The sequence below is a fragment of the Catellatospora sp. NPDC049111 genome, from assembly GCF_040648615.1.
Taxonomy (GTDB): Bacteria; Actinomycetota; Actinomycetes; order Mycobacteriales; family Micromonosporaceae; genus Catellatospora; species Catellatospora aurea.
The window spans coordinates 56,863-83,751 of the sequence record NZ_JBEZEB010000039.1 but is presented as its reverse complement, the minus strand read 5'-3'; the positions used below and the strand labels follow the sequence as shown (position 1 = coordinate 83,751).

The window sequence follows — 26,889 nt, the reverse complement described above, 5'->3', positions numbered from 1 at the left end:
GGCCCCCCCCCTCTCGCCGTGGGCCTATCAAATCCCCACACCGCTTATAATAACCTTTGAAATAGCCCAACGTCGATGACAAACGGGGCGGTCACGACAGGAACAGCCGCTCCACCGCCGCGCGGGACCGGCGGGTGACCTTGAGGTACTCGTCCAGGAACTCCCCCGGATCCCCGCCGCCCAGCAACCGCGCCACCCCCGCCAGCTCGACCCCGTGCCGGGGCAGCTGGTCCACGGCCCGGCCGCGGATCAGCGTCAGCGCGTTGCGCACCCGCGAGCACAGCGTCCACGCCGTGGCCAGCACCTCGGCGTCCTCGACCGACACGATCCCGGCCGCGTGCGCCGCGTGGAGCGCGTCGAGGGTACGCGTGGAGCGCAGTCCCGCCACCTCGTGCCCGTGCCGCAGCTGCCACAACTGCACCGTCCACTCGACGTCGGCGATGCCGCCCCGCCCCAGCTTGGTGTGCGTGAGCGGATCCGCGCCCCGGGGCAGCCGCTCGTTCTCCACCCGCGCCTTGATCCGGCGGATCTCCACGATCTGCTCGCGCCGCAGCCCGTCGACCGGGTAGCGCACCGGATCGATGAGCGCGATGAACTCGGCGGCCAGCCCCGCGTCCCCGGCGACGGGCCGCGCCCGCAGCAGCGCCTGCGCCTCCCACACCTGCGACCAGGTCGCGTAGTAGCGCTGGTACGCGGCGAGGCTGCGCACCAGCGGACCCTGCCGGCCCTCGGGACGCAGGTCGGCGTCGATGCCCAGCGGCGGATCGGGCGCGGGCGCGGACAGCAGCGTGCGCAACTGCTCGGCGATCGCCAGCGCCACCCCGTTGGCCTCGTCGTCCTTCATCCCCGGCGCGGGCTGGTACACGAAAAGCACGTCCGCGTCGCTCGGATAACTCGTCTCCGCGCCGCCGAGCCGGCCCATGCCGATCACCGAGAAACGCAGCTCGTCCGGCGCGCCCGCGGCCTGCCGGGCCACCGCCAGCGCGGCCGCGACGGTGGCGTCGGTGAGGTCGGCCAGCCCCTGCCCCACCTCGGTGATGCCGACCCGTTTGGCCGGGGCCAGCTCGCCCGCTCCGGAGAGCACGTCCGCGCTGCCGATGCGGAACAGCTCGCGGCGGCGCATCGCACGCACCGCGGCCACCGCCGCGCGCGGGTCGGCGTGCCGCCCGGCGGCCGCGGCCGTGCCGTCCAGCAGCGACTGCCGGGTGCGCAGCGCGAGTTCGGTGTCGTCGGCCAGCAGCCGCAGCGCCTCCGGGTCACGCGAGAGCAGGTCGGTCAGGTAGCGCGAGCTGTCCAGCACCCGGGCCAGCCGCAGCGCCACCGGGCCCTCGTCGCGCAGCAGGCGCAGATACCAGGGCGTGGTGCCCAGCGTGTCGGACACCTGCCGGTAGGCCAGCAGCCCGGCGTCGGGATCGGGCGCGTCGGCGAACTCGGCCAGCAGCACCGGCAGCAGGGTGCGCTGGATCGCGGCGGTGCGCGACACGCCCGAGGTCAGCGCCTCGATGTGCCGCAGCGCGCCCGCCGGGTCGGCGTAGCCGAGCAGCTCCAGGCGCTTGCGGGCGGCGTCGGCCCGCAGTGACAGCCCGTCGGCGGGCACCTTCGCCACGGCCGCCAGCAGCGGCCGGTAGAGCAGCTTGGCGTGCAGCCGGCGCACCTCGGCGGCGTGGGTGACCCAGTCGGCGCGGAACGCCGCGATCGGGTCCAGCCCGCCGCCCTCCCGGCCCCGGCCGGTGCCCAGCGAGGGCTCCTCGCGCTTGTAGTTCATCGCGCGCGCCAGCCAGCGCAGCGCCATGGTGCCCGCCTGGCCGTCGTCGGCCGGCACGGTGTGCGTACGCCGCAGCCGCTGCAACTGGAGCCGGTGCTCGACGTTGCGCAGGAAGCGGTACGCGGCGCTGAGCGCCTCCCCGTCGCCCCGGCCCACGTAACCGCCCGCGACCAGCGCCCGCAGCGCGTGGAGGGTGTTGCCCGAGCGCAGCGTCTCGTCACCGCGACCGTGCACGAGCTGCAGCAGCTGCACCGCGAACTCGATGTCGCGCAGCCCGCCCGGTCCGCGTTTGATCTCCCGCTCGATCTCGGCCCGCGGCACCTGGTCGATGATGCGCCTGCGCATCGCCCGCACGTCCTCGACCGCCTCCGGCCGCTCGGCGGCGTGCCAGATCAGCGGCTGCAACGAGGCCAGCCAGGCCTTGCCGACCCCGGCGTCACCGGCGACCGGGCGGGCCTTGAGCAGCGCCTGGAACTCCCAGGTGCGGGCCCAGCGCTGGTAGTAGACGAGGTGGCTGGCCAGCGTGCGCACCAGCGGGCCGCGCCCGCCCTCCGGCCGCAGGGCGGCGTCGACCGGCCAGGCCACGTGGCCGCAGATCTCCATCAGCGCCGCGGCGACGGTGGTGCCCGCGGCGAGGTCCTCGTCCTCGGCCGCGACGAAGATGACGTCGACGTCGGAGACGTAGTTCAGCTCGTCGCCGCCGCACTTGCCCATCGCGATCACGGCCAGCCGGGGCCGCTGGTCGCCGACCCGGCCCAGCGCGATCCGGTACGCCGCCCGCAGCGTCGCGTCGGCCAGCGCGGTCACCTCGGCCATCGTCGTCTCGACGTCGACCCCGTCGGCCAGGTCGCCGGCCGCGATGCGCAGCAGCCCGCGCTGGTAGCCGGCCCGCAGCGACGGCACGTCGACCAGCCCGCTGTGCACCTCGTAGCGAGGCGGCACGGTGTGCGTGAGCACCTTCCACTGCCCGGCCTGCGCGGCGATCTGGTCGCCCAGCGCCGACGACGCCCCGAGCACGGTGATCAGCCGGATGCGCAGGTCCTCGTCGGCCCCGAGCCGCTCCAGCACACCCTTGTCGGGCCCGGCGTCGCGCTCGGCGATGCGGTGCAGCTGGCGCAGCGCCAGGTCGGGGTCTGCGGCGCGGCCGAGCTGCTCCAGGATGAGCGCGCTCTCCTCGTCGACGGGCCGCTGCGCGGCCGCGTCCCACAGGTTCAGGCCGGTCCCGCCCAGCAGCACGGCCGGGTCGGGGCCGGTCGCCGACAGCGTGAAGCCGTACCGTGCCAACCGCCCGATTCCCGCCATCCGCTCAGGTTATCGGCGCGCACGCGGGCGCAGAAGTCACGGCGCGGCGGCTCAGCTCAGCAGCGGCAGTTCCCGCCGACCGGCCTCGGGCAGCGTGCCCAGGGCCAGCTCGGCGAAGCGCCGGGCGAACGGCTGCCACACCTCGGCCACGTCCTCCTGGGTCGCCTCGACGCCGGCGATCAGCCCGTCGGGCTGCCAGCCCTGCTCGGTCATCCACTCGCGGTTGTTCTCCACCCAGCCGGCGAACATGTCGACGTCGCACTCGATGTGGAACTGAGTGCCCCAGGCCCGGTCGCCGACTCGGAACGCCTGGTGGGGGTAGCGCGGCGAGGCGGCCAGCAGGGTCGCCCCGAGCGGCAGCTCGGTGATCTCGTCGAAGTGGTACTGGATCACGTCGGGCGCGAACGGCACCGCCCACCACAGCGGGTCCGCCTCGGCCATGTCCCGCCGCGCGACCAGGCGCGCGCCGATCTCCGGTCCGCTGGTGGAGCGCTCGACGGTGCCGCCGTGCGCCTGCGCCAGCAACTGCCCGCCCAGGCAGATGCCCAGCGTCGGCACCCGGTTCTTGACCGCCTTGCGCAGCAGCGACTCCAGCTTCGGGAACCACGGCGCGCCCGGCACCCCGTCCTTGCCGAAAGCGTCCTGCTCCCCGCCCATCACCACGAACGCGGCGTAGCCGTCGAGGTCGTCGGGCAGTGCGTCGCCGGCGTGCGGGCGCAGGACGCTCAACTCCAGCCCGGCCTCGGTCAGCCAGTCGCCGAGCCGGCGCAGGTCGTCGGTCGGGTCGTTCTCGATCACCAGTGCGGTCGCCACGCTCACGAGGTTAGCCCGGCCACGGCGGCGCCGGTGAGCGGCCCAGCGCGCCCGCCCGAGCTCCGCCCAGGCTTGCCGGGGCAGCCCGCGCTCGGCGCGAAACCTTGCCCGGGGTCAGGGCACCGGGTGGCCGAACGGGGTGGAAGGCAGCTCCGGCGGCGGCGGTGCCTGCCAGGACGAGCCGGTCCAGGCGAGCTCCAGCCGGGTGGACAGCTCCAGCAGCAGGCCGCTGCCGTGGTATCCGGCCAGCCCGCAGGCCACCATCACGGCGACCGCCACCGTCCACCGGATCAGCCAGTTCGGCTCCGGACGCAGCTCGTGCACGAGGTGGGTGACCGCGCCGCCCCGCCCCGCGACGAGGTCGTCCACCAGATCGTCGTTTCTCACAGCTTCGCCAGCACCTCCCGCGCGGCCAGCACGGCCGCCTCCCGGCTGCGCTCCGGACCGACCATGGTGTTGCGGTACTGCACGTGCACCAGCCGCGCGCCCATCCGCACGGTCAGGTAGATCCGCCCGGCGGGGCCCAGCTCGGACCAGTACCCGGCCTGGTCGCCGAGACCGTCGAGCATGATGCGTTCGCGATTGGCGGCGAACTGGCCGTAGAAGTCCCGGCGGGCGCGGGTCACGGGGTCCTCGCCGTCGGCCCGGCCCACGTTGATCACGCCCACAACCAGCGAGGCGTCCTCGCCGTCGGCCTTGGGGCGTTGGACGACGCACCAGGCCGACAGTGTCTCGTCGTTCCGGTCGGTCTCCTGTGTGCTCGGGTCGCGGCCGGGCACGAGCAGGTCGAGCAGTTCGGGCCGCAGCAGCGGGCAGACCGCGCCGGGTGCGGGCGGCATGATCTGCGCCGACCCGCCCCGCAGGTATGCCGTGAACACCCCGGTGCCGATCCCGAGCAGCACGATGCCCGCCACGGTGCGCCGGTGTCTGCGCCACCAGGCCTGCCGTCCGCTCTCCCCCGCCAACCGTCCACTCACGGGCGTGATGCTAGGCGAGCCGTGCCACGGGCCGCTGTCCTGTGAAACCGGTCTGCCGCCTCGGCCGACTCACTCAGGACCGCCGGGCCGCCGCCTTATTGATCTTGCTTCGCAACGCCCGGCGGGCCACCGGTCCCAGCTCCTCGACGACCTCCATCAGCGTGCCGAGCTGCTCCAGCGCCGCCATCGCGCGCTGCGCGCCCGCCCGGTCCACGCCCTCGTACAGCTCCAGCCCGACGAACGAGGCGGAGATGGCGGCGGCCAGCCCCGGCACGTCGGCCATCTCGGCGAACGGGGAGCCCGCCAGCACCCGCCGCAGCACCGACTCGATCTCCGCGGTCCACATGCCGAGCGTCTCGGCGGTCACCCGGGCGAGCTTCTCGTCGTGCTGCGCACCGGCCAGCATCTGCGCGAGCACCGCGACATTGCCCAGGTCGCGCTCCTCCTCGTGCAGCGCGCGGCCGACGTCGAGCAGCTCACGCAGCGAGCCCACGGTCGCGAAGCGCGCCCGGTACGCCTCGACGCGCTCGCCGGTCGCGGCCGTGCACGCCGCCACCAGCAGGTCGTCCACGCTGCCGTAGTGGTAGAAGATCAGCGCCTGGTTGACCCCGGCCGCACCGGCGATGTTGCGCGCGGACACGCCCGCTATCCCGTGTTTGCGCAGCGTGTCCATGGCTCCGTCGAGCAACCGCTGCTTCGTGTCGGACATGCGCTCCCTCACTACCCGGGCCCGCGACGTGCTGCGCACACGCATGCGGGCGGTGCCGGCCACCCCCCGTTGCCAATGTGGCCGGCACCGCCCGTACTGTCGCGTCCCCGACTCGCGGGACGGCCAGACTTTCTCGCACCGGTCTGACAAAACAGGTGCCGATGCGCCGGCAGTGTCGGGTCAGGACGGTGTCTCCAGGAAACACGGCCCGTGCCACATATTTGAGCGGTCGATCAAACGCCAGCCTAGCAGGCTTGAGCGTCCGCTCAAACAGTGGCGTTTCCTACGGCAGGACCAGCTCGGCGTACACCGGCCGGTGGTCGCTGCCCGGCAGCTCCAGCACTTGGAAGTCCTTGACGCCCACCCGCCGGTCGGCGAGCACCCGGTCCAGCGTCACCGGCGGGAGGGGGTCCCCGTCGTACGGCCCCCAGGTGCCGGTGAAGCCGCGGCCGAGCACGTCGGCCGCGTCCCGGTAACCGGAGTCGATCAGGTCGCGCAGCAGGTGGTGGTCCAGGGTGGCGTTGAAGTCGCCGAGCAGCACGCGCACCGCCCCCTCCGGCGTGGCCCGCGGCTGGCCTTCGAAGCCGCGTTTCCACAGCGGCGTCACGAAGTCGGCCCAGGGTGCCAGCGGGTGCGCCGACTCGACCAGCACGGTGCCCCCGCCCGGCACCGACACCTCACCCCGCGCTTGCCGGAAGCCGCCGGGGTTGACCCGCACCCCGTCGTCGCGCAACGGCAGCCGAGACAGCAGCGCGGACCCCTCCACCCCGGGCGCCGCGTGGTCCACCCGGTACGGCAGCTCGCCGCGCATCCCCGCCGCGTCCACCGCGACGAGGAATTCCGGCGTCGCCTCCTGCAGCGCCAGCACGTCCACCCGGTGCGCCCGCACCAGCTCCACCAGCTCGGCCGGGCCCGCCGATCCCGCCAGCACGTTCGCGCTCATCACCCGCAGCGGCGCGCCCGCCGCCCCGGCCATCGGGTCGCCGTCGGCGAACCAGCGCGGCAGCACCACCACGGCGAGCGCCACCGCGGTCACCGCGGCCAGGCCGGCGGCCGCCCAGCGCCGCCACACCAGCAGCACCGCCAGCGGCACCAGGCAACCGGCGGCGACGTACGGCGTGAACGCCATCAGCTGCGCCATCGGATACCGGTCATCCCAGCCGGCGACCCGGAACACGGCCCACACCGCCGCCGGCAGCGCCAGGACCCAGGGCAGCGCGCGCAGAAGGAACCGTTTCATGCGCGGGATGCTATACGTTTCCATGGTCAACTAGGTGTGGGCTTTGTGAAGGTTCCGTGCGCGGCGTTAGGCTCTGCGGCCATGACCGCCACCCTGCACCCCGCGACCCTCCGGCCCGGCGACACGGTCGCGCTGGTCTCGCCCTCGGGGCCGGTGCCCGCCGAGCGCGTCGAGGCGGCGGTGTCCGTGCTCACCGGCTGGGGGCTGGCGCCCCGGGTCTACCCGCACGTGCTGGCCCGGCACGGCTACTTCGGCGGGACCGACGACCAGCGCCTCGGCGACCTCAACGACGCGCTCGGCGACCCGCAGGTGCGCGCCGTGCTGTGCACCCGCGGCGGCTACGGCGCGCAGCGCATCACCGACCGCGTCGACCTGGACGCCGTACGCCGTGACCCGAAGCTGGTCATGGGCTTCTCCGACATCACCGCGCTGCACCTCGCGCTGTGGCGCGGCGCGCGCCTGGCCACCGTGCACGGGCCGGTCGCGGCGCAGTTCGACAAGGGCGCGGACTCGCCGACCGCGCTCGGGGCGCGGCACGCCCTGATGAGCGGGGAGCCGGTCGTGGTGGCCGCCGACCCGGCCGAGGACACCCACCGGGTGCGCACCTCGGGCCACGCGGAGGGCACCCTGCTCGGCGGGAACCTGTCGCTGCTGGTCAGCACCCTCGGCACCCCGCACCTGCCCGACCTGACGGGCGCGATCCTGCTCATCGAGGACGTCGGCGAGTACCCGTACCGCGTCGACCGGATGCTCACCCACCTGCGCCGCAGCGGCGCGCTCGACGGCGTCGCGGGCATCGCCGTCGGCCAGTTCACCGACTGCGCCGACGCCTGGCCCGTCACCATCGCCGACGTCCTCACCGACCGCCTGCTCGACCTGGGCCTACCGGTCCTCGGCGGCCTCCCCATCGGCCACGGCCCCCAGCACACCGCCGTCCCCCTCGGCACCCACGCCACCCTCGACGCCGACACCGGCACCCTCACCGTCGCCCCCGCCACCCTCTAAGCGTCGATCATGAACTTATGGCAGGGTTCGACGGCGTGTCGGTGCCACAAGTTCATGATCAATCTGGTTTAGCGAGCGGCCTGGCGTGGTGCCGGTCGAGCGGTGCCGACTCGAGCGGGGCTCGGCGCGGCTCGTCATGAGTTGGCGAACGTGATCGTGATGGCTATGCCGGCGATCAGGCTGGCCGGGATGCCGGCGACCCATCCGATGAGGATGCCCGCGCCCTTGCCGCCGTCCTTGCCGACGACGCCGCCGATGCCCATGACCAGGGCGACGATGGCGAGAATGAACTGCGCGAAGACGCCGACCAGCATGAAGACGGACTCGGTGCTGCCCTCGCCGCCCGGGCCGTAGTCGTTCGGCTGCCCGAAGAGCAGTGCGGCGAAGACGCCGGCGACCATGGTCAGCGCGTGCGCGCCCAGCATCGTGAAGATGCCGCGCCACACCAGCCGGGCCTCCACGGGTCGCCGGACCGGTGGCGGGATGTCCAGCGAAGGGTGGGACCACGCGGCGGCGGGTGCCGCCGTCGCGGGCGGCTCGGGCGGGGCGGGCGGGCTCGGCGCCCGGTACGGGTTGTCGCTCACGGGGGTGCCTCCACGTCGGACGCGGCCGGGCCGCCAGAGTGCGTGCCGCCGCAGCCTACCGCCACCCCGCGACCCCCGGCCCTCCCCCGAACCGCCACCACGAAGCCCAAGGAGATGGGAAGGGCACCTTCTACAACGCATGGCGATGTGAAGGTGCCCTTCCTTTCCACGGTCAGGCTAGAAGCACTGGGAGGCGGACCAGAGGGTGCCGCTGCGGGCGTCGGTGTGGATGTGGTCGGAGTGGTCAGGGTAGCCGGGGCCGAGGATGCCGGTGAAGCCGTGGTAGCGGGCCTGCTTGCCGATGGTGCACAGCGAGTGCGGGCCGGAGCCGAGGTCGACGCCGTCGCCGTAGAGGTGGCGGCTGCCGGAGACGCCGCCCGCGGCGTTGTTGCAGGCGGTGCTGCGGAAGCCGGAGGTGACGCGCAGGGCTTGGTCGCCGAGCGCGTGGCGGAGCGCCTCCAGGCGCCACATGGCGCGCAGCGCGTTGGCCTTGGCGGTGGCCGCCGAGACCGCGCCGCCGGACCAGGTGGTGTTGCACTTGTTCAGCTCGGCGTAGCTGAAGTGGATCGGCGTGCAGTCGTCGTCCTGCAGGGAGTAGATCTTGTTGAAGGTCTGGGGGCCGGCGATGCCGTCCGCGCCCAGGCCGTACGCCTGCTGGAAGCGGACCACCGCGTCACGGGTCTCCGCGCCGAAGATGCCGTCGATGACGATGGTGTTGTTGTAGCCCGGCCAGCCGGCGACGCGGATCTGCAGCTGGCGGACGTCCTCTCCGGACATGCCCGAGGACAGCGAGCGGCCCCAGGTGTAGCAGCCGTCGGCGTACGCGGGGGACGCGCCGACGGTGATGGCGGCCACCGATCCGATGGCCGCCATCACCAGCACGGTGAACGCCCGGAAGAAGGCGTTGCGGGGGAAACGACGAGACATGCCAGGCACTGTGCCAACCATGTCTGTCGATGTCAAGAACTTGCATGCTTTGCGGTTACTACGTAGTATCCTTCCGAAATTCGTGCAACGTGCCGTCACCGGGTGCGGACCGTCCGCACAGGATCAGCGGCGCGAGCGCACCTTGCGGTCCCCGCCGGCGGCGGCGACGCCGTACGCCAATGCGTCGACAAGTGCCCGCCAGCTCGCCTCCACCACGTTCTCGTGCACGCCGACCGTGGTCCAGTCGCGCCCGTCGGTGTCCACCGTCTCCACCAGCACCCGCGTCACCGCGTCGGTGCCGTGCGAGCCGGCCAGGATGCGCACCTTGTAATCGGCCAGCTCCAGCCCGGACAGCTGCGGGAAGTGCCGCTCCAGCGCCTGGCGCAGCGCCTGGTCCAGTGCGTTGACCGGACCGTTGCCCTCCGCGGTGGCGATCACCCGCTCGCCGCGCACCCGCAGCTTCACGGTCGCCTCGCTGACCACCGCGCCGTCCTCGCGGTGCTCAACGATCACCCGGTACGACTCCAGCGTGAACGGGGTCGTCTGCTCGCCCAGGGACTGGCGCACCAGCAGCTCGAAGGACGCGTCGGCGGCCTCGAAGGACCAGCCGGCCGCCTCCAGCTCCTTCACCCGGTGCGTCACCTTGGACAGCGTGTCGGGATGGCCGGCCAGGTCCAGCCCGAGCTCGCGGCTCTTGAGCTCGATGCTGGCCCGGCCGGCCATCTCGGTGACGAGGATCGTCATGTCGTTGCCGACGACGGCCGGGTCCACGTGGTTGTAGAGGGCCGGGTCGACTTTGATCGCGCTCGCGTGCAGTCCCGCCTTGTGGGCGAAGGCCGCGGACCCGACGTAGGCCTGGTGGGAGTCGGGTGCGATGTTGGCGATCTCGGCGATGGCGTGCGAGACGTGCGCCATCTGTTCGAGGCAGCCGTCCGGTAGGACGGTCATGCCCAGCTTGAGCTGCAGGTTCGCCACCACGGCGAAGATGTCGGCGTTGCCGGGGCGCTCCCCGTAGCCGTTGGCGGTGCCCTGCACGTGGCGTACGCCCGCCTCCACCGCGGCGATGGTGTTGGCGACGGCGCACGCGGTGTCGTTCTGCGCGTGCATGCCGAACAGCTCCGGCGAGACGCCCAGCCGCGCGACGAGGTCGGCGATGGCCGCGCCCACCTGCGAGGGCAGCATGCCGCCGTTGGTGTCGCAGAGCACGACGCGCTCCGCGCCCGCGTCCAGCGCGGTGCGCACCACCGAGGCGGTGTAGTCGGGGTCGAAGCGGAAGCCGTCGAAGAAGTGCTCGCAGTCGACGAAGACGCGGCGGCCGTGCGAGCGCAGGTGGGTCACGCTGTCGGCGACCATGGCGAGGTTCTCCTCGCGGGTGGTGCGCAGCGCCCGCTCGACGTGGCGCACGTCGGACTTCGCGACCAGGCAGACCACCGGCGTCTGCGCCGCGAGCAGGCCCGCGAGCTGCGCGTCGTCAGCCGCCGAGACGCCCGCCTTGCGGGTCGAGCCGAACGCCACCAGCAGCGCGTTCTTCAGCTCCAGCTCGGTTCGGGCCCGTTCGAAGAACTCGGTGTCCTTGGGGACCGCCCCTGGCCACCCGCCCTCGATGAACCCGACCCCGAACTGATCGAGCAGGCGCGCCACCGCGAGTTTGTCGGCTACCGAGTAGGTGATGCCCTCGCGCTGGGCGCCGTCGCGCAGCGTGGTGTCGAAGATCTGCATGTCGTGTGACCTCCTGTGGGGGCGCCCGCTTCGCGAGGCGCCGACGTGATGACCGGGAAGGAGCTGCAAAACAAAAGACCCCCCGCGGTCGCGGGAGGTCTGCGCGTCGGCGAGGGGCCTGGTTGCCCAGGTGCGGCCGGCGCGCTAGGTGCCAATAATCAGTACGAGGCGGATCACGCTGGGTAGCGTCCCACTTTTGCGACTCCCAGACCAGCAGGCTCCCGTATATCGGGAAGGCGTGTCGCGGCCGCGCCAGCGGATCACGTCGATGAGCTGGGCAATGGGACGGGGCAAAGACCCCGTGGCGGTCGCCACAATGTCACGATCCGGCAATGATCACGTCGCAATGCCCTGCCTAATCTTGAACGGCTCAAGAAAGACCGCTCAGGAGGTACCTGCTTTGCTCACCGTCGGCGACCACTTCCCCGCCTACGAACTCACCGCGTGCGTCTCCCTCGACGCCGACAAGGCGTTCGAGACGATCACCAACAAGACCTACGAGGGCAAGTGGCGGGTGCTGTTCTCCTGGCCCAAGGACTTCACCTTCGTGTGTCCGACCGAGATCGCCGAGTTCGGCCGGCTGAACGGCGAGTTCGCCGACCGGGACGCGCAGGTGCTGGGCTGGTCGGTCGACAACGAGTTCGTGCACCACGCGTGGCGCAAGAACCACCCCGACCTGCGCGAGCTGCCCTTCCCGATGCTGGCCGACGTCAAGCGCGAGCTGACCGAGGCGGCGGGCGTGCTGGGCGAGGACGGCGTGCCGCAGCGCGCGACGTTCATCGTGGACCCGAACAACGAGATCCAGTTCGTGATGGTGACCGCCGGCTCGGTCGGCCGCAACGTCACCGAGGTGCTGCGCGTGCTCGACGCCCTGCAGACCGACGAGCTGTGCCCGTGCAACTGGAACAAGGGCGGCGAGACCCTGAACGCCGCCGAGCTGCTGGCCGCCTGATGGGCATCGAGGCGATCAAGGCGGCGCTGCCGGCGTACGCCCGGGACACCAAGCTCAACATCGGCGCCGTGCTGGGCACCTCGCCGCTGACCGCGCAGCAGCTCTGGGGCACCGCGCTGGCCTGCGCGTTCGCCGCCCGCAACGCTTTCGTGCTGCGGGAGATCGCGGCCGAGGCGGCCGATCACCTCAAGCCCGAGGCGATCGAGGCGGCCAAGGGCGCGGCGTCGATCATGGCGATGAACAACGTCTACTACCGGTCCAAGCACCTGATCGGCGACGACGCGTACCAGTCGCTGCCGGCCCGGCTGCGCATGCAGATCATCGCCAACCCGGGCGTCGACAAGGCCGACTTCGAGCTGTGGAGCCTGGCCGTCTCGGCCATCACCGGCTGCGGCGTCTGCCTGGAGTCGCACGAGAAGACGCTGATCGGCACCGGCGTCGGCCGCGAGGCCGTCCACGAGGCCCTGCGCATCGCGGCGGTCGTCCACGCCGCCGCCGTCACCCTCGACGCCGAAACCGCCCTCACGGCCTGACCGGCCCCACCCCTGGCGCAACTCTTGAAGAGTCGCGCCTTCCGACCGCTCCCGACGCCGCGACTCTTCAAGAGTCGCGGCGGAGGGGGCGGAGAAGGCTTTACCCGGAAGGAAGCCCGGCGGGAGACGTCTCGCCGGGCTTTCCGCTTGTCAGGGTGAGGGCGGCCACTCGACGTTAGTTGAATGGTCAAGTATTCTCGCGGGTATGAGCACCCGTATGCCCGCGCTCTACCTCAGCCATGGCGCTCCCCCGCTGGCCGACGACCCGCTGTGGACCCGCCAGCTGGCGGACTGGTCGAGTGACCTGCCCCGGCCCACCGCGATCCTGGTCGTCTCGGCGCACTGGGAGAACGCCCCGCTGGCCGTCGGCGCGACCACCACGGTCCCGCTCTACTACGACTTCGGCGGCTTCGCGCAGCGCTACTACGAGGTGAAGTACCCGGCGCCGGGCGCGCCCGAGCTGGCCGCGAAGGTGCGGGCACTGCTGCGCGGACCGCAGACACCGGTGGCCGACGTGCCCGACCGGGGCCTGGACCACGGCGCGTACGTGCCGCTGGTCGAGATGTTCCCCGAGGCCGACGTCCCGGTCCTGCAGATCTCCATGCCGACGCTGGACCCGCGGCGGCTGCTGGAAATCGGCCGCAAGCTCGCGCCGCTGCGCGACGAGGGCGTGCTCATCATCGGCAGCGGTTTCTTCACCCACAACCTGCGCGCCGCGATGCCGTACATGCACCTGGGCTTCGACGCGCCCGTGCAGGGCTGGTCGGCGGAGTTCGACGACTGGGGCCGGCAGGCGCTGGACGCCGGCGACGTCGACGGGCTGCTCGACTTCCTGCACAAGGCCCCGTCCGGCGCGATGGCGCACCCGCGCACCGAGCACTTCGCGCCGTTGTTCGTCACCCTCGGCGCGGGCGAGGACGACCTGGCCTCGCAGCGCACGGTGATCGACGGCTTCTGGATGGGCCTGGCCAAACGTTCGGTGCAACTCGGCTGACACGCCCGGGATGTGACGCGGTCGGGCTACACCAGGCCACGTGACCTTGATTACGGTATCGGGGTGACCACCACGCCGATCGAGCGCAGCATCGCCTTCGCCGCCGTCTTCAACTTCCGTGACCTCGGTGGGCTGACCACCGCCGACGGCCGCACCGTACGCCGGCGCACGGTGTACCGGTCCGACACGCTCAGCAGGCTGGGCACTGAGGACCGCGAGGCGTTCACGGCGCTCGGCATCCGCACCGTGATCGACCTGCGCCGGCCCGCCGAGGTCGCCTCGATGGGCCGGGTGCCGGAGTGGACCCAGGTGGTGTGGCGGCACAACCACCTGGAGCACCCGCTCTGGGACCACTCCACCTACACCACGGAGATCGGCGTCGCGGGCTGGCTGTCCGCCCGTTACCTGGAGCTGGCCCACCACGGCAAGGCCGACATCGCCCGGGTGGTCGGCATGCTCACCGACGCCGACCACGGCCCGACCGTGGTGCACTGCGTCGCCGGCAAGGACCGCACCGGCCTCATCGTGGCGCTGGCCCTGGACCTGCTCGGGGTGCCCGACGACCAGATCGCGGCCGACTACGCGCTGACCGAACGCAGCGCGCCGATGTTCACCCAGTGGGTGCGCACGGCCTTCCCGAACGAGGACCACGCGAACACGCCGCCGTTCTTCACGTACACCCCGGCCGAGGCCATGCTGATGACGCTGCACGGGCTGCGCTACCGCCACGGCTCGGTGACCGAATACCTGGTCGGCGCGGGCCTGCACCCCGACCGCGTGCAGCGCCTGCGCGATCGGCTGCTGGAAGCGTGAGCGAGGAGGTGGTGTCTTCTCGGCTGGTGGACTTCGAGAGTCCGCTGTTCAACTTCCGGGACGTGGGCGGCCTGGCCACCACCGACGGGGCCGAGGTGCGCCGGGGTGTGCTGTTCCGTTCGGACACCCTGACCGCGCTGGGCGAGGCCGACCGCGAACGCTTCGCGCAGTTCGGCGTGCGTACCGTGATCGATCTGCGGCACCCGGTGGAGTTGGAGCGCTTCGGCCGCGCCCCGGACTGGTGCTGCGAGGACTGGCACAACGTGCCGCTGAACAACCCGGTGTGGCGGGCCGAGGACTACTCGGCGGAGGCGGGGGTGGTGGCGTTCCTGCTGGCGCGCTACCACGAGACCGCCGAGCACGCGGCGGCCGACATCGCCCGCGCGATCGAGCTGATCGCCGCCGGGCCGGGCCCGACCGTGGTGCACTGCTGGGGCGGGCGGGACCGCACCGGCGTGGTGGTCGCGCTGGTGCTGGAACTGGTCGGGGTGTCCGATGCGGACATCGCCGCCGACTACGAGCTGACCGAACAGGGCATGGCGCGCTACCTGTCCTGGCAGCGCCGGAACCGGCCGGACAAGGGCCCGCTGCAGCCCTACCTGGCGAGCACGCCCGCCGAGGTGATGCGCGTCTTCCTGGCGGAACTGCGCGAACGGCACGGCTCGGTGCGGGCCTACCTGACCGGGGCCGGGCTGGCCGAGGAGAGCATCGCGAAGCTGCGGTCGAGCTTGCGCGAGCAGCGGCCGTGAGGTGACCGCGGCGTTATCGACGAGTGCCATGATGTGACGGGATTTCATCGGGGAGGAGCCGTCATCATGCACATCGGAACGCGAGCGTTGCTGGCCGTGGCCACCGCCTGCGCCGTGGCCGTCCTGGCCGGTTGCGCGGCCGAGTCGAACGGCGACTCCATGCAGCAGCCCTCCCCCGGCCAGGTCGCGCCCGGCACGGGAACCTTCAAGGACATCGACACCGCGGCCCGCGAGCTGGTCACGCGGCAGGCCTACTGGCAGTCGCCCGCCGTGCTCGACGTCGAGCAGACGCAACGGATCGGGCTGGCTGTCGGCGAGGGCGAGAAGCTGACTCAGAAGATCAACCTCATGCTGAAGGACACCCAGACCACGGCCGCCGGGACGGTGGAGGTCGGGCCCACGGTCAAGGCCACGCTGCGCGGCAACACCGAGGACGTGGAGATCACGCCGTCGGAGTCGGTCAACGCCACCACCGGCAGCGACGTGCAGATGCTGTGGACCTGGCTGGTGCACCCCAAACACCCGACCGACGACCTGCTGCTCACCGCGTATCTGGAGGTGCCGCTCAGCAACGGGCACACCATCACGCACGAGGTGGCGCTGTCGGTGCAGGTGCGCCGGACCATGTCGTACACCCTGTGGCAGCTCGTCACGCACTGGGGCACCTGGTCGGCCGTGGTCACCAGCCTCGTCGGCGTGGTGAGCTGGCTGCTGCGCCGCCGCAAGAAGAAGTCGGGCGACCGGCAGCAGCCGGACCAGGCACCGGAGCCCTCGGTGGCCAATGTGGCCGCCTAAGCCCTGCCCGCCCGGCCCTCGGGGGCGGATGAAGAAATCTTCGGGACAACTGGAGTCTGGCGAAAGTTAACTTCAACGGCGATAGTGGCGGGTGAATGTCCATCCCCCACCTCCGCGGAGTACCCATGGCCAGATCACGCCTGCGGGCGGCCGTCGTCGCCGGCCTCACCGCGCTCAGCCTCGCGGCGCTGACCGCCGCCACCGGCGCGCCCGCCGCGGCCGCGCCGCCCACGCACGACGAGCAGATCACCTTCCAGGAGTGGTCCCGCTTCACCGAGTGGCGGCAGGGCACCCACCAGGGCACCTTCGCCATCCCCGGCATCCGTACGGGCATCACCATGCTGCGGCCGGCCGGCACCGTCGATTACGCCGACCCGTACACCAACGTGACGAAGAGCTACGACTACAGCACCTGGACCTCCCCGGTGACCGAGGTCGGCTTCGACGCCACCGAGCTGGTCGCCTCCTGGAACGCCGACACCCCCGCGGGCACCTGGATCCAGGTCGAGATGCAGGGCACCTACAACACCGGCGGGCAGACCCCCTGGTACGTGATGGGCCGCTGGGCATCCGGGGACGGCGACATCAAGCGCACCACGGTCAACCGGCAGGGCGACCCGTGGTCGACGATCTGGACCGACACCTTCTCCATCGACGACGCCGCCAACGGCGTGCTCCTGCACGCCTACCAGCTGCGGCTGACCCTCTACCGGGCGCCCGGCCAGTGGCAGTCGCCGCGGGTCTGGATGCTCGGCGCGATGAGCTCCTTCGTCCCGGACCGGTTCACCGTCACCCCGAGCGCGGGCGGCATCGCCTGGGGCACCGAACTGGCCGTGCCGCGCCGCTCGCAGAACATCCACATCGGGGAGTACCCGGAGTACGACGGCGGCGGCGAGGCCTGGTGCTCGCCCACCTCCACCACGATGGTCCTGGAGTACTACGGCCGCGGCCCGTCGGCGCAGGACCTCGCCTGGGTGGACCCGGCGTACGCCGACCCGCAGGTCGACCACGCGGCCCGGATGACGTACGACTACGCGTACCAGGGCGCGGGCAACTGGCCGTTCAACACCGCGTACGCCGCGTCGTTCCCGGGCCTGGACGCCAAGGTCACCCGGCTGCACTCGCTCGACGAGGCGGAGCGCTTCATCAAGGCCGGCATCCCGGTGATCACCAGCCAGTCGTTCCTGTCCGAGGAGCTGGACGGGGCCGGCTACGGCACCTCCGGGCACCTGTTCGTCATCGTCGGCTTCACCGCCGAGGGCGACGTGATCGTCAACGACCCGGCGTCGTCGAGCAACGACGTGGTGCGCAACATCTACCCGCGTGCGCAGTTCGAGCAGATCTGGCTGCGTACCAAGCGCTACCGCGCGAACGGCACGGTGGCCTCCGGCTCGGGCGGCATCGCGTACCTGATCAAGCCGTGGTGGAAGCCGTGGCCGGTGGTCGCGGGCTCCACGAACTGGTGACCTGACGACCCGGGTGCGCCCCCGCCGTGGGGCGCGCCCGGGTCAGCGCACGGACCGCCGGTTCACAGCCGGGTGTCCAGGATCGCGTCGGACAGCTCGATCACGCCGAACGTGCCGCCCTGCGCGTCGGCCAGCAGCGCGTAGTGCCCCACCGGCAGGTCCAGCGGCCCGGTCAGCACCGCACCGCCGAGCTCCAGGCAGCGCGCGATCGTGGCGGCGCAGTCCTCGACCTCGAAGGTGACCCGCCAGTGCGCGGGCGTGCCGGCCGGGTAGCGCTCATCCATCACGGACAGCCCGCCTACCGTACGGCTGTCGACGAACCACTCGATGTGGTCGACGCCCTCGGCGATCTCGCTCTTGCGCTCCGACCAGTGGAAGGCCTTGCCGTAGAACTCCACGGCGGAGGCCTCGTCCCAGGTCACGACCTCGGTCCAGCACATCGTGGCCGGCTCGGCGGCCGCCTCGGCGCCACCGGACGTGCCGCGCTGCCACAGCCCGAACACCGCGCCCGCGGAGTCGGCGACCAGGGCGGCGCGTCCACGCGGGCCGCGGTCGTGCGCCGGGACCAGCACCGATCCGCCGGCGTCGAGCACCGCCGCCACGCCGTCCTCGGCGGCCACCGCCGACACGTAGCACAGCCAGGCCCCGGGCCGGCCGGGCTCGCCCGGGAGCAGGCCCGCGACGGCGAGGCCGTCGAGCGCGAACACCTCGCCCGGTGTCCATCCGAACAGCCCGCTGTAGAACGCCGCGGCTCCCGCCGGGTCCGCGGTCATGTACTCCGCCCAGCACGGGGTGGCGGGCGCGTATCCCCTCACTCGCATGCCCGCCACCTTAGGACCATCCGAGGTTCAGGGCGACCTCTGCGCGTGCCGACCGGGTCGCCCCGTTCGGCTGGCCGGCCGGGCGAACCGGGCAGCCGGGGCGGTGCGCTCGGGTCGATCACACGCGATGATGGTCACCATGCTCCAGGATCGTTCCCTGCTCGAGGGGTGCAACGTCGCGCTCAACGAGTCCGACGTGGTCGGCCTGCGGGTGAACTGGCCCGCCCGCACCGTGCGCCTGCTGCTGCACGTGCTCGCCATGCCGGAGGAGGGGCCGATCGACGCGGACACCCGCCGCGCCCTGGTGTTCACCGGTGTCAGCCTGATGCGGGTGCTGCTGCGCAGGGACCGCACCCGGACCGCGAGCCGCGACTACGGCCACCCGATCGAGCTGGCCGACGCCGACGCCGCCGACGCGTTCCTCGCCTCGGTCAGCCGGTCCGACCCGATGTACGGCTGGCGCTTCCTGGACGACCCCGAGCTGACCCGCGACTGGCCCGCGACGGCCAGCCTGATGCTCGCGGGAACCGGCCCGGCCACGCACACGATGTACTGGTTCTGCGAGTGCGCCCGCGAGGAGCCGGGCGGCGACACGGAGTACTGCATCGAGGGCGACATCCACTTCCAGCGCCTGTCCGTCGAGCGCGCCGACGGGTCCCCCGTGCCGCTGGCCTCCTTCGCCGCCGACGGCCGCCGCTGGTGGCACGGCCTGCACTCCGGCGACCCCCGCGTCTCCACCGAAGCCCAGCGGTCCCGGCCCCCCTCCCCCGCCTGGACGTAAGGAAGGGCACCTTCTACAACGCATAGCGTTGTGAAGGTGCCCTTCCCATCCGCCGGAGGCCGGCGACGCAGGTCCAGGCACCGCCGCTGCCCGCGTGCGTCGCGGGGACGGGCGGGCGGCGGCCGCCGTCAGGCCGCCGCGGCGGCGCGGGCCATGGCGTCGCGGTAGATGGGGCCGTGCAGGAAGCGGTCGGGCAGGGCGCGCATGGTCAGGCGCAGCGCGCGTACCGAGACCGACGCGGACAGGTCGGTGGTGGGCAGGCCCAGGGTGCCGTAGATCCGGCGGGCCCAGCCCGGTTGCAGTGAGAACGCGGTGCAGGCCAGGCCGGTGTAGACCAGCCGGGCCGGGGTCAGCCCCAGGTGCCACGGCAGCGGTGGCGCCATCAGGAAGAACAGGGTGTCCAGGGCGTCGCGGGTCAGGGCCAGCTCCGGGCGCATCCGCCGGTAGTAGGCGTCGACCTCGGCCGCGGTGCCCGGCACGGACGCCGGGTCCAGCCCGACGAGTCGCGCCGCCCGGCGCTGCTCGGTGTAGTACCCGTCGACGTCGGCGTCGCTCAGGTCCAGGCCCGCCCGGCGGGCGGTGCTCACGAACGACTCCACCTCGGTGACGTGCACCCAGCGCAGCAGCTCAGGCTCGTCGATGCGGTAGGTCTCCCCCGTGTGCCGGTCCACCGCGCGCATGCGGGCGTGCACGCCCCGGATCCGCCGCCCGGCGGCGCGAGCCTGCGCGGATGTGCCGAACATGACGGTGCCGACGTAGTCCGCGGTGCGCATCAGCCGGCCCCACGGCTCGACCTTGTAGCTGGAGTTCTGCACCACCCCGGCGATCGCCCGCGGGTGCAGGGCCTGCAGGAACAGCGAGCGCACCCCGGCCACCCAGAGCACCGGCTCGCCGTGCACCCGCCAGGTCACCGACCCGGGGCCGAACAGTCCGAGGTCGCCCGCATCGTCCATGCGTCCCAGCGTGCCACGCCCGGCGGCGCGGCGCTTCCAAGATCACTCGACTTGCCCGGCACCTGTGCGAAAGTTCGCTCAAGATACGCACAGCTGCCGGGCAAGTTCGATGATCACGTACTAGCTGATCTTGGCGTTGACGTGGATGGCGATGGCGTCGTGGGCGGCGACGTTGGCGGCGAACCAGCCGTTCGCGTCGACCGTGATCACCGGGCCGGTGCAGGTGCTGCCGCTCTTCTCACCGTGGATCACGTCGCAGTAGCGGCCCGCGGGCAGGTTGGTCTGGTATGACCGCCCGTTGACCGCGCCGCCCTCGTCGTTGATCGTGATGTACCCCTTGCCGTTGCGCCCGAACGCGATGTGGTTGTTGCCGTTGTCGTACCAGTTCACGACGGTGGTGCCCAGGACCGCGTTGTGGAAGCCGACCATGTTCGCGACGACCTGCCAGCGGTGCTCGCACCGCCAGCCGCCCGAGAAGCAGGTGCTGTTGTTGGTCTTGCCGTTGGCGTCCGAGGGCGGCCCCTGGTCCTTGTTGCTGAACTCGTAGCTGCTCATCACCGTCGGTGAACCGTAGGGCCAGGCCAGCATGAACGCGTTCGCCAGCGCGTAGATGCCGTTGTCCTTGTAGGTCAGGATGTCGCCGCCCTCACGCTGGGTGTCGTGGTTGTCGACGAACACGGCGGCCTTGCCCGTGGTGAGGTGCCCCCACGGCTCACCGAAGTTCTTCAGGTAGCTCAGCTTCTCGTGCCGGAACACCCGGCCCAGGTCCTTGCCGTAGCGGAACTCGTGCACGTCGCCGTTGCCGGTGTACTCCGTCGGCTGCACCGGCTCGCCCGCGCCGTAGATGACCTCCTGCACGTGGTACACCGAGCGGGACAGCTTGCCCTTGATCGCGGCGATGTCGGCCGCGGGCATGTGCTTGCTGGCGTCCCAGCGGAACCCGTCGACGCCCAGGGTCAGCAGGTCGTTGAGGTAGCCCGCGAGCTTGGTGCGCACGTAGTCGCTCTCGGTCTTGAGGTCGGCGAGGTTGACCAGCTCGCAGTTCTGCACCTCGTACCGGTCGCCGTAGTTGACGATGTCGTCGTTGCCGTTGCGGCCGCAGTGGTGGAAGTCCTGCGTCTGGTAGATGCCCGGATAGGTGTACGACGTGTAGGTCGAGCCGGCCCAGCCGGTCCCCGAACCCACGCCGGTGGTGTGGTTGACCACCGCGTCGACGATGACCTTCACGCCCGCGTTGTGGCAGGTGGTGACCATCGACTGGAACTGGGCACGGGTGCCCTTGCGGGACTCGACCCGGTAGCTGACCGGCTGGTACGCGACCCACCACTGCTGGCCGCGCACGTGCTCCTGGGGCGGGGAGACCTGCACGTAGCCGTAGCCGCGTGGGCCGAGGAAGTTGGTGCACTCGGCCGCGACCGAGGGCCAGTTCCACTCGAAGAGCTGGACGATGACGTCCTTGCTGCCCGAGGGGGCCGCGGCCGCGGGGGCGGCGGCCGGGATCGGCAGCGCGGCGGCGAGGACCGCCGCCAGCGCCAGGGGGAGAAGTCTGCGTCGTTGCATGAGGACACTCCGGACGTACGAGGGGACGGATCGTCGCGCAGCGGTACAGGGGTACGCGGATGAAACCGCATTGAAACCTTGCGGCAATATTCACAAGAAGTTTCAACGAAGTCAACGAATCCGAAGCAGAACGGCACGAGAGCCGCTACGCAAGATCTTCCGAACGCGACGCCTGCGGAGATCGCCGTTTCGGGTCAGGAACTGCGGTCCCACCTCGTGATCTGACCCGAAATGGCGATCATGGACTCGAGCCGTGCCTCACAGCAGACGGGCGGCGGACGCGAGGTATTCGCGGCCCTCGTCAGGAGCGCCGTGCCGGATCATGTAGAGCCCCGACGACACCCGCTCGGTGAAGCCCCACTCCCAGATCGCCTGCTCGTCCACCCCGGTAGCCGCGGCCAGCCGCGCGCAGTAGCCCCGCACCAGCCCAACCGGGTCATCCGCCGCCAGCACCTCGTCCGTCCAGCCGCGCACCGCGACCCCGAGATCGTAGGCCGGGTCGCAGAGGAAGCCGTCCGGGTCGATGAAGACGTAGCCCGACCCCGCGCCGGGGCGGGGCGACAGCACCGCGAGCGCGTTGTCCGGGTGCGGGTCCCCGTGGCAGACCACGCTGCCGTCCAGATCGAACGCGGCCGCGCGGCGGTGGGCGTAGCCGACGGCCCGGTCGACGACCTCGGCCGGGCAGGGCCGCCCGGTCTCCGGCCACAGCTCGATGATCAGCTCGGCGAGCGTGCTGGCCTTGTCCGTGCCGGGCGGCACGGTCGCATCCGGCGGGCGGGGCACCAGCCAGGCCTGCCGCAGCGTCGCGGCCAGCACGTCGAGCGTGTGCTCGGGCGAGGGCGCAGTGGTGCCCAACGCCGGGCCGAGCGGTTCCAGCAGCGAGGCGTCCCGGGCGGGGTCGTGGGCGTACAGCCGGACGTACCCGTGCCCGTCCGCGGCCGCGATGGTGCGCACCTGCCCGGCGAACCCGTCCCCCGGCGGGGCGAGCCGCACCACCGCGTCCGTGCCGTCACTGCGGCGCACCTTCAGCACCAGCGCGGCCGAGCCGCCGTCGAGCGCCTCTCCGGGCGTCAGCTCCCAGACCGCGCACACGTAAGCGAGCCGCTCCGGCAGCGCCGCCAGCCACTCCTGGCCCGCCGCCCCCTTGCTCAACGCGGTCCGCCGCATCCGGTCGGGAAACTCGATCACCGCCCCACCATCCCACCCCTCCCACCTCCCCAACCACCGGATTTCGCCTGCTCCGCCCGGAGCGACGTTGGGAAGGGCACCTTCTACAACGCGGAGCGTTGTGAAGGTGCCCTTCCTTCGCCTCGGGGCGGGGCGCGGGTGGTGGGCGCGGTGGCGGGTTAGGCTCGGCCATGCTCGCTCGCGTGTGGGGAATGGCCCGGTCTCTCGCGATGTACCACGCCATCCCGGGCCGCCATCGGCGCATGCGCCGGTTCTACGGGCAGTTCCTCGGGCCGGGTGATCTCGCGTTCGACGTCGGCGCGCATGTCGGGAGCCGGGTGCGGCCGTGGCGGCGGCTCGGGGCGCGGGTGCTGGCGATCGAGCCGCAGCCGGACTGCCTGCGGGTGCTGCGGCTGTTCTTCGGTCGGGACGAGGGTGTGACCATCCTGCCGACCGCCGTCGGGGCGCGGGCAGGCACGGCGTCGCTCGCGCTGTCGTCGGCGACGCCGACGGTGTCCTCGCTGTCGCACGAGTGGATCGAGTCGGTGACCGCGGCCGACGAGCGCTTCGCCGAGGTGCGCTGGGACCGGTCGGTCGAGGTCGAGGTGGTCACCCTGGACGATCTCATCGCGACCCACGGCGAGCCGGCCTTCTGCAAGATCGACGTAGAGGGCTTCGAGGCGGACGTGCTGCGCGGGCTGTCCCGGCCGCTGCGCGCGCTGTCGTTCGAGTACCTGCCCTTCGCCCACGAGGCCGCCCTCACCACGCTGGACCTGGTGGACCGGCTCGGCGCGTACGAGTACAACTACGCGCCCGTGGAGACCATGCGCTTCGCGAGCGAGCAGTGGCTGGACGCGGTCGGCCTGGTGCGGCTACTTGACGAGCGCTTCCGCGCCCTCGGCCGTTCCGGCGACGTCTACGCCCGCGCCCGCTCGCTGTAGCGCCCGCCGGGCTGCGGCGGCCGTCGCGGTGCGCCGCCGCCACAGGTAGACCACGTCGCGGCCGAACGACTCGGTGAGCAGGGCGAGCGCGCCCGCGAGCGCAATGAGCGTTATGGGCCGGGGCAGCACGTCCGCGGCGGCCGTCACCAGCACGATGCCCTGGATCGCGGCCACCACCTTGCGCCAGTATCGCGGGAACAGCTGCCCGCGCAGCCACGGCAGGACCCAGGTGGCCACGACCCAGGCATAGCGCATCGCGCCGATCGCTGCCACCCACCACCCCACCGACGGTGCGACGTAGCAGCTCAGCACCAGGATGAGGAACGCGTCGACCTCCATGTCGAACCGCGCGCCGAACTCCGTCGCGGTGCCGGTGCGCCGGGCGACCTTGCCGTCGACCGCGTCGAGCACCAGCGCCACGACCGTGATCCCGACCAGCACCAGCACCCGGATGTCGCCGGTGAACGAGGCCGCGGTCAGCGCGGTGACACCTCCCGCGAGCGCCGCGCGGGTCAGCGTGACCACGTCGGCGGGTCCGAACGCGACCAGCCCGGCGGTGTGCATCGCCCGGGTCAGCAGCACGCACAGCCCCACGGCGTAGCAGATTCCCGCCGCCCATCCGGCGTGTCCGAGACCGACCGCCGCGGACAGCAGCGCGAGCATGGCGAACTGGACGAACAGCCCGATCACGGGGCCCGGTCTTACCGGCGGCACCGTACCTCCGTTAGGTTCGACCTTGATCCGAGGAGAGGAAGCCGATGGCATCCTACGCGCGCGCCTTCTGGACCGCCGCGCCCGGCGCGGGCGAGATCCGTCCCGTGGCGCTGCCCGATCCCGGGCCCGGCGAGGTGCTCGTCCGCACCCTCCACTCCGGTCTGAGCAGGGGCACCGAGACGCTGGTGTTCCGCGGCGAGGTCCCGCCGAGCCAGTACGCCGTGATGCGCGCCCCGTTCCAGGAGGGCGACTTCCCCGGTCCGGTGAAGTACGGCTACCTCAACGTCGGCGTCGTCGAACAGGGCCCGCCCGAGCTGCTCGGACGTACCGTCTTCTGCCTGTACCCGCACCAGACCCGCTACGTGGCGCCCGCGAGCGCGGTGGTGCCGGTGCCCGACGGCGTGCCCGCGCGCCGGGCCGTGCTCGCGGGCACCGTGGAGACCGCGGTCAACGCGCTGTGGGACGGCCCGCCGCTGGTCGGCGACCGGATCGCGGTGCTCGGCGCGGGCATGGTCGGCTGCTGCGTCGCGGCCCTGCTGGCCCGCTTCCCCGGGGTGTCGGTGCAGCTCGTGGACACCAACCCGGAACGGGCCGCGGTCGCGGCGGCGCTCGGCGTCACGTTCGCCGCCCCCGAAGCCGCCGAGGGCGGTAACGACCTGGTCTTCCACGCCTCCGCCACCGGTGCCGGGCTGCAGCGGGCACTCGACCTGCTGGCCCCGGAGGGCACCGTCGTCGAGCTGAGCTGGTACGGCGACCGCGAGATCGGCCTGTCGCTGGGCGGCGCCTTCCACTCCGGACGGCTGACCATCCGGGGCAGCCAGGTCGGCACGGTCTCCCCGGCCCGCGCCGCGCGGCGCTCCTTCACCGACCGGCTCGCCATCGCCCTGGACCTGCTGCGCGACCCGGCCTTCGACACCCTGCTGTCCGGCGAGTCGTCGTTCGACCGGCTGCCCGAGGTGCTGGCCGGCCTCGCCGACGGCACCCTGCCCGCCCTGTGCCACACCATCAGCTACGACGGAGAGTGACCCCCATGTTCAGCGTGACGGTCCGCGACCACATGATGATCGCCCACAGCTTCCGGGGTGAGGTCTTCGGCCCGGCCCAGCGCCTGCACGGCGCGACGTTCATCGTCGACGCGACGTTCAAGCGCGCCGAGCTGGACCCCGACGACATCGTGGTCGACATCGCCGCCGCGTCGCAGGAGCTCAACGCCGTCGTCGGCGCGCTGAACCTGCGCAACCTCGACGACGACCCCGCGTTCGCGGGCGTCAACACCACGACCGAGAAGCTCGCCCAGGTCATCGCCGACCGGCTGGCCGCCCGGGTGCACGCGGGAGCGTTCGGCGACAACGCCCGCGGCCTGGCCGGCATCACGGTGACCCTGCACGAGTCGCACATCGCCTGGGCCTCCTACGAGCGCCCCCTGTGAGCACCCGCCGCGCCGTTCCGTCGGGCCGAGTCCGGATCTTGTGCACTTCGTGCTGCCGGAGCGACACGAAGTGCACAAGATCCGAGAGGGACACCCGGCGGGTCGGCGCGTGAGCACCGTGCACGTCGTACTCCCCGGCGGTGTCGACGATCCCGCCCTCCCCAGCGGGGGCAATGTCTACGACCGGCGTGTCTGCCACGAGCTGGCCGCGGCAGGTTGGACGGTGCGCGAACACCCGGTCGCGGGCGGGTGGCCGCATCCGGCCACGCCAGACCTTTCCCGGTTGGCCGGGGTGCTCGCGTCGCTGCCCGGCGACGCGGTGGTGCTGCTCGACGGCCTGGTCGCCGTCGCCGCGCCGGACGTGCTCGCCGCGTGCGCGCCCCGGCTGCGGCTCGTCGTGCTCGCCCACATGCTGTTCGGCGACACCGACGCGGGCCTGCGGCCCGGCGAGGCCAGGGTGCTGCGGGGCGCGGCCGCCGTCGTCACCACCAGCCGGTGGTGCCGCGAGCGGGCCATCGAGGCGTACGGCCTGCCGTACGGCCACGTCGTCTCCGCCCCACCCGGGGTGGACCCCGCTCCGCCCGCCCCCGGCTCACCCGCCGGAACCCGGCTGCTCTGCGTGGCGGCGCTCGCCCCGCACAAGGGCCACCACCTGCTTCTCGACGCCCTGGCCACGCTCCCCGAGCTACCCTGGAGCTGCGTGTTCGTCGGCTCGCCCGACCGCGACCCGGCTTACGCGGCACGGCTGCGGGAACATCCGGTCGCCGGCCGGATCACTTTCGCGGGCGTGCGCACGGGCGAGGACCTGGCCGCAATGTACGCGGCCGCGGATCTGCTCGTGCTGCCCTCGCGCGGGGAGAGCTATGGCATGGTCGTCACCGAAGCACTGGCCCGGGGCATCCCGGCGCTGGTCAGCGATGTCCAGGGACTGCCCGAGGCGCTCGGCGCGGCCCCGGACGGCGGCCTCCCCGGCCTGCTGGTCCCACCCGACAGCGCTGCTTTCGCCACGGCCCTGCGCCGCTGGCTCACCGACGCGGAACTGCGCGACCGGCTCCGGCGGACGGCCCGCGCCCGACGCGCACACCTCACCGACTGGACCCGCACCGCGGAGCGGATCGGCACGGTCCTCCGCCGGGTGGAAGCGCACGGTCCGCTGGCCCGATGACGGCGCTGTGTGTAT

General features: G+C 72.3%; 27 protein-coding genes. 13 read left to right on the top strand and 14 right to left on the bottom strand.

What is annotated here, in order from left to right; all coding sequences use genetic code 11:
- Nucleotides 1-91: 91 nt before the first annotated feature.
- The 6 genes from AB0B66_RS34615 to AB0B66_RS34590 form a co-directional block, all read right to left on the bottom strand.
- The gene (locus tag AB0B66_RS34615; RefSeq protein ID WP_360537983.1) at nt 92-3,067 is read right to left on the bottom strand and encodes a bifunctional [glutamine synthetase] adenylyltransferase/[glutamine synthetase]-adenylyl-L-tyrosine phosphorylase; all 2,976 of its coding nucleotides are present in this window, start codon (nt 3,065-3,067) and stop codon (nt 92-94) included.
- A gap of 51 nt (nt 3,068-3,118) precedes the next feature.
- Nucleotides 3,119-3,880, bottom strand: coding sequence for a type 1 glutamine amidotransferase (locus AB0B66_RS34610; RefSeq protein ID WP_360537981.1), 762 nt, complete (start codon nt 3,878-3,880; stop codon nt 3,119-3,121).
- 114 nt (nt 3,881-3,994) lie between these two features.
- Nucleotides 3,995-4,267 carry a hypothetical protein gene (locus tag AB0B66_RS34605; RefSeq protein WP_360537979.1) on the bottom strand — a complete coding sequence of 91 codons (273 nt, stop codon included), beginning with the start codon at nt 4,265-4,267 and terminating at the stop codon, nt 3,995-3,997.
- On the bottom strand, nt 4,264-4,857 hold the full coding sequence (locus tag AB0B66_RS34600; protein ID WP_360537977.1) for a hypothetical protein: 594 nt from the start codon (nt 4,855-4,857) through the stop codon (nt 4,264-4,266). Before AB0B66_RS34600 ends, AB0B66_RS34605 begins: the two co-directional genes overlap by 4 nt.
- Nucleotides 4,858-4,930: 73 nt before the next feature.
- A complete protein-coding gene (locus AB0B66_RS34595; RefSeq protein WP_360537975.1) occupies nt 4,931-5,566 on the bottom strand; it encodes a TetR/AcrR family transcriptional regulator in 636 nt (211 codons plus the stop codon).
- A 283-nt stretch (nt 5,567-5,849) separates the two neighbouring features.
- On the bottom strand, nt 5,850-6,806 hold the full coding sequence (locus tag AB0B66_RS34590; RefSeq protein ID WP_360537973.1) for an endonuclease/exonuclease/phosphatase family protein: 957 nt from the start codon (nt 6,804-6,806) through the stop codon (nt 5,850-5,852).
- 81 nt (nt 6,807-6,887) lie between these two features.
- Here AB0B66_RS34590 and AB0B66_RS34585 point away from each other — a divergent pair, with 81 nt between their 5' ends.
- The gene (locus AB0B66_RS34585) at nt 6,888-7,811 is read left to right on the top strand and encodes an LD-carboxypeptidase (RefSeq protein ID WP_360537971.1); all 924 of its coding nucleotides are present in this window, start codon (nt 6,888-6,890) and stop codon (nt 7,809-7,811) included.
- A gap of 134 nt (nt 7,812-7,945) precedes the next feature.
- Here AB0B66_RS34585 and AB0B66_RS34580 read toward each other — a convergent pair whose 3' ends face one another.
- From AB0B66_RS34580 to cimA, 3 genes are all read right to left on the bottom strand, one after another.
- Complete coding sequence (locus AB0B66_RS34580; RefSeq protein ID WP_360537969.1) at nt 7,946-8,395, bottom strand: hypothetical protein; 450 nt, start codon at nt 8,393-8,395, stop codon at nt 7,946-7,948.
- A 177-nt stretch (nt 8,396-8,572) separates the two neighbouring features.
- Nucleotides 8,573-9,322: a D-Ala-D-Ala carboxypeptidase family metallohydrolase gene (locus tag AB0B66_RS34575; protein ID WP_360537967.1), complete on the bottom strand. Its 750-nt coding sequence runs from the start codon at nt 9,320-9,322 to the stop codon at nt 8,573-8,575.
- A gap of 123 nt (nt 9,323-9,445) precedes the next feature.
- Entirely contained in the window at nt 9,446-11,041 is a 1,596-nt protein-coding gene (gene cimA / locus AB0B66_RS34570; protein WP_360537965.1) for a citramalate synthase, read from the bottom strand.
- Nucleotides 11,042-11,441: 400 nt separating this feature from the next.
- Here cimA and AB0B66_RS34565 point away from each other — a divergent pair, with 400 nt between their 5' ends.
- From AB0B66_RS34565 to AB0B66_RS34535, 7 genes are all read left to right on the top strand, one after another.
- Entirely contained in the window at nt 11,442-11,993 is a 552-nt protein-coding gene (locus tag AB0B66_RS34565) for a peroxiredoxin (protein WP_360537963.1), read from the top strand.
- Nucleotides 11,993-12,526, top strand: coding sequence for a carboxymuconolactone decarboxylase family protein (locus AB0B66_RS34560; protein ID WP_360537961.1), 534 nt, complete (start codon nt 11,993-11,995; stop codon nt 12,524-12,526). The genes AB0B66_RS34565 and AB0B66_RS34560 overlap by 1 nt, the downstream gene beginning before the upstream one ends.
- Before the next feature lie 205 nt (nt 12,527-12,731).
- The gene (locus AB0B66_RS34555; protein WP_360537959.1) at nt 12,732-13,520 is read left to right on the top strand and encodes a class III extradiol ring-cleavage dioxygenase; all 789 of its coding nucleotides are present in this window, start codon (nt 12,732-12,734) and stop codon (nt 13,518-13,520) included.
- A gap of 63 nt (nt 13,521-13,583) precedes the next feature.
- On the top strand, nt 13,584-14,333 hold the full coding sequence (locus AB0B66_RS34550; RefSeq protein ID WP_360537957.1) for a tyrosine-protein phosphatase: 750 nt from the start codon (nt 13,584-13,586) through the stop codon (nt 14,331-14,333).
- Nucleotides 14,330-15,082: a tyrosine-protein phosphatase gene (locus tag AB0B66_RS34545; protein ID WP_360537955.1), complete on the top strand. Its 753-nt coding sequence runs from the start codon at nt 14,330-14,332 to the stop codon at nt 15,080-15,082. The genes AB0B66_RS34550 and AB0B66_RS34545 overlap by 4 nt, the downstream gene beginning before the upstream one ends.
- Before the next feature lie 66 nt (nt 15,083-15,148).
- Complete coding sequence (locus tag AB0B66_RS34540) at nt 15,149-15,877, top strand: hypothetical protein (protein WP_360537953.1); 729 nt, start codon at nt 15,149-15,151, stop codon at nt 15,875-15,877.
- A 125-nt stretch (nt 15,878-16,002) separates the two neighbouring features.
- Nucleotides 16,003-17,343, top strand: coding sequence for a C39 family peptidase (locus AB0B66_RS34535; protein WP_360537951.1), 1,341 nt, complete (start codon nt 16,003-16,005; stop codon nt 17,341-17,343).
- A 62-nt stretch (nt 17,344-17,405) separates the two neighbouring features.
- Here the strand turns inward: AB0B66_RS34535 and AB0B66_RS34530 are convergent, their stop codons facing one another.
- Nucleotides 17,406-18,164 (bottom strand): VOC family protein, encoded by a 759-nt coding sequence (locus tag AB0B66_RS34530; protein ID WP_360537949.1) that lies wholly within the window; start codon nt 18,162-18,164, stop codon nt 17,406-17,408.
- A 139-nt stretch (nt 18,165-18,303) separates the two neighbouring features.
- Here AB0B66_RS34530 and AB0B66_RS34525 point away from each other — a divergent pair, with 139 nt between their 5' ends.
- Nucleotides 18,304-18,945: a hypothetical protein gene (locus AB0B66_RS34525; RefSeq protein ID WP_360537947.1), complete on the top strand. Its 642-nt coding sequence runs from the start codon at nt 18,304-18,306 to the stop codon at nt 18,943-18,945.
- Nucleotides 18,946-19,073: 128 nt separating this feature from the next.
- Here AB0B66_RS34525 and AB0B66_RS34520 read toward each other — a convergent pair whose 3' ends face one another.
- The 3 genes from AB0B66_RS34520 to AB0B66_RS34510 form a co-directional block, all read right to left on the bottom strand.
- The gene (locus AB0B66_RS34520) at nt 19,074-19,898 is read right to left on the bottom strand and encodes an oxygenase MpaB family protein (RefSeq protein WP_360537945.1); all 825 of its coding nucleotides are present in this window, start codon (nt 19,896-19,898) and stop codon (nt 19,074-19,076) included.
- 120 nt (nt 19,899-20,018) lie between these two features.
- A complete protein-coding gene (locus AB0B66_RS34515; RefSeq protein WP_360537943.1) occupies nt 20,019-21,458 on the bottom strand; it encodes an alpha-amylase family protein in 1,440 nt (479 codons plus the stop codon).
- 258 nt (nt 21,459-21,716) lie between these two features.
- Entirely contained in the window at nt 21,717-22,646 is a 930-nt protein-coding gene (locus AB0B66_RS34510) for an aminoglycoside phosphotransferase family protein (protein ID WP_360537941.1), read from the bottom strand.
- A 191-nt stretch (nt 22,647-22,837) separates the two neighbouring features.
- Here AB0B66_RS34510 and AB0B66_RS34505 point away from each other — a divergent pair, with 191 nt between their 5' ends.
- Nucleotides 22,838-23,566 (top strand): FkbM family methyltransferase, encoded by a 729-nt coding sequence (locus tag AB0B66_RS34505; protein WP_360537939.1) that lies wholly within the window; start codon nt 22,838-22,840, stop codon nt 23,564-23,566.
- Here the strand turns inward: AB0B66_RS34505 and AB0B66_RS34500 are convergent.
- Nucleotides 23,498-24,280 (bottom strand): CDP-alcohol phosphatidyltransferase family protein, encoded by a 783-nt coding sequence (locus AB0B66_RS34500; RefSeq protein WP_360537937.1) that lies wholly within the window; start codon nt 24,278-24,280, stop codon nt 23,498-23,500. The genes AB0B66_RS34505 and AB0B66_RS34500 overlap by 69 nt on opposite strands.
- Before the next feature lie 44 nt (nt 24,281-24,324).
- Between AB0B66_RS34500 and AB0B66_RS34495 the strand changes: the two genes are divergently transcribed.
- From AB0B66_RS34495 to AB0B66_RS34485, 3 genes are all read left to right on the top strand, one after another.
- Entirely contained in the window at nt 24,325-25,305 is a 981-nt protein-coding gene (locus AB0B66_RS34495) for a zinc-binding alcohol dehydrogenase (RefSeq protein WP_360537935.1), read from the top strand.
- Nucleotides 25,306-25,310: 5 nt separating this feature from the next.
- Nucleotides 25,311-25,709, top strand: a complete 399-nt coding sequence (locus AB0B66_RS34490) for a 6-carboxytetrahydropterin synthase (protein ID WP_360537933.1) — start codon at nt 25,311-25,313, stop codon at nt 25,707-25,709.
- A 109-nt stretch (nt 25,710-25,818) separates the two neighbouring features.
- Entirely contained in the window at nt 25,819-26,874 is a 1,056-nt protein-coding gene (locus AB0B66_RS34485) for a glycosyltransferase family 4 protein (protein ID WP_360537931.1), read from the top strand.
- Nucleotides 26,875-26,889: the final 15 nt, after the last annotated feature.

Bases quoted from the DNA above. Each gene is read 5' to 3' on its own strand.
- AB0B66_RS34525 (WP_360537947.1), top strand. From the start codon at position 18,304: ATGCTCCAGGATCGTTCCCTGCTCGAGGGGTGCAACGTCGCGCTCAAC.
- AB0B66_RS34540 (WP_360537953.1), top strand. From the start codon at position 15,149: ATGCACATCGGAACGCGAGCGTTGCTGGCCGTGGCCACCGCCTGCGCC.
- AB0B66_RS34490 (WP_360537933.1), top strand. From the start codon at position 25,311: ATGTTCAGCGTGACGGTCCGCGACCACATGATGATCGCCCACAGCTTC.
- AB0B66_RS34615 (WP_360537983.1), bottom strand. From the start codon at position 3,067: ATGGCGGGAATCGGGCGGTTGGCACGGTACGGCTTCACGCTGTCGGCG.
- AB0B66_RS34560 (WP_360537961.1), top strand. From the start codon at position 11,993: ATGGGCATCGAGGCGATCAAGGCGGCGCTGCCGGCGTACGCCCGGGAC.
- AB0B66_RS34590 (WP_360537973.1), bottom strand. From the start codon at position 6,806: ATGAAACGGTTCCTTCTGCGCGCGCTGCCCTGGGTCCTGGCGCTGCCG.
- AB0B66_RS34520 (WP_360537945.1), bottom strand. From the start codon at position 19,898: ATGGACGATGCGGGCGACCTCGGACTGTTCGGCCCCGGGTCGGTGACC.
- AB0B66_RS34575 (WP_360537967.1), bottom strand. From the start codon at position 9,322: ATGTCTCGTCGTTTCCCCCGCAACGCCTTCTTCCGGGCGTTCACCGTG.
- AB0B66_RS34555 (WP_360537959.1), top strand. From the start codon at position 12,732: ATGAGCACCCGTATGCCCGCGCTCTACCTCAGCCATGGCGCTCCCCCG.
- AB0B66_RS34505 (WP_360537939.1), top strand. From the start codon at position 22,838: ATGGCCCGGTCTCTCGCGATGTACCACGCCATCCCGGGCCGCCATCGG.
- AB0B66_RS34515 (WP_360537943.1), bottom strand. From the start codon at position 21,458: ATGCAACGACGCAGACTTCTCCCCCTGGCGCTGGCGGCGGTCCTCGCC.
- AB0B66_RS34495 (WP_360537935.1), top strand. From the start codon at position 24,325: ATGGCATCCTACGCGCGCGCCTTCTGGACCGCCGCGCCCGGCGCGGGC.
- AB0B66_RS34585 (WP_360537971.1), top strand. From the start codon at position 6,888: ATGACCGCCACCCTGCACCCCGCGACCCTCCGGCCCGGCGACACGGTC.
- AB0B66_RS34530 (WP_360537949.1), bottom strand. From the start codon at position 18,164: ATGCGAGTGAGGGGATACGCGCCCGCCACCCCGTGCTGGGCGGAGTAC.
- AB0B66_RS34535 (WP_360537951.1), top strand. From the start codon at position 16,003: ATGGCCAGATCACGCCTGCGGGCGGCCGTCGTCGCCGGCCTCACCGCG.
- cimA (WP_360537965.1), bottom strand. From the start codon at position 11,041: ATGCAGATCTTCGACACCACGCTGCGCGACGGCGCCCAGCGCGAGGGC.
- AB0B66_RS34595 (WP_360537975.1), bottom strand. From the start codon at position 5,566: ATGTCCGACACGAAGCAGCGGTTGCTCGACGGAGCCATGGACACGCTG.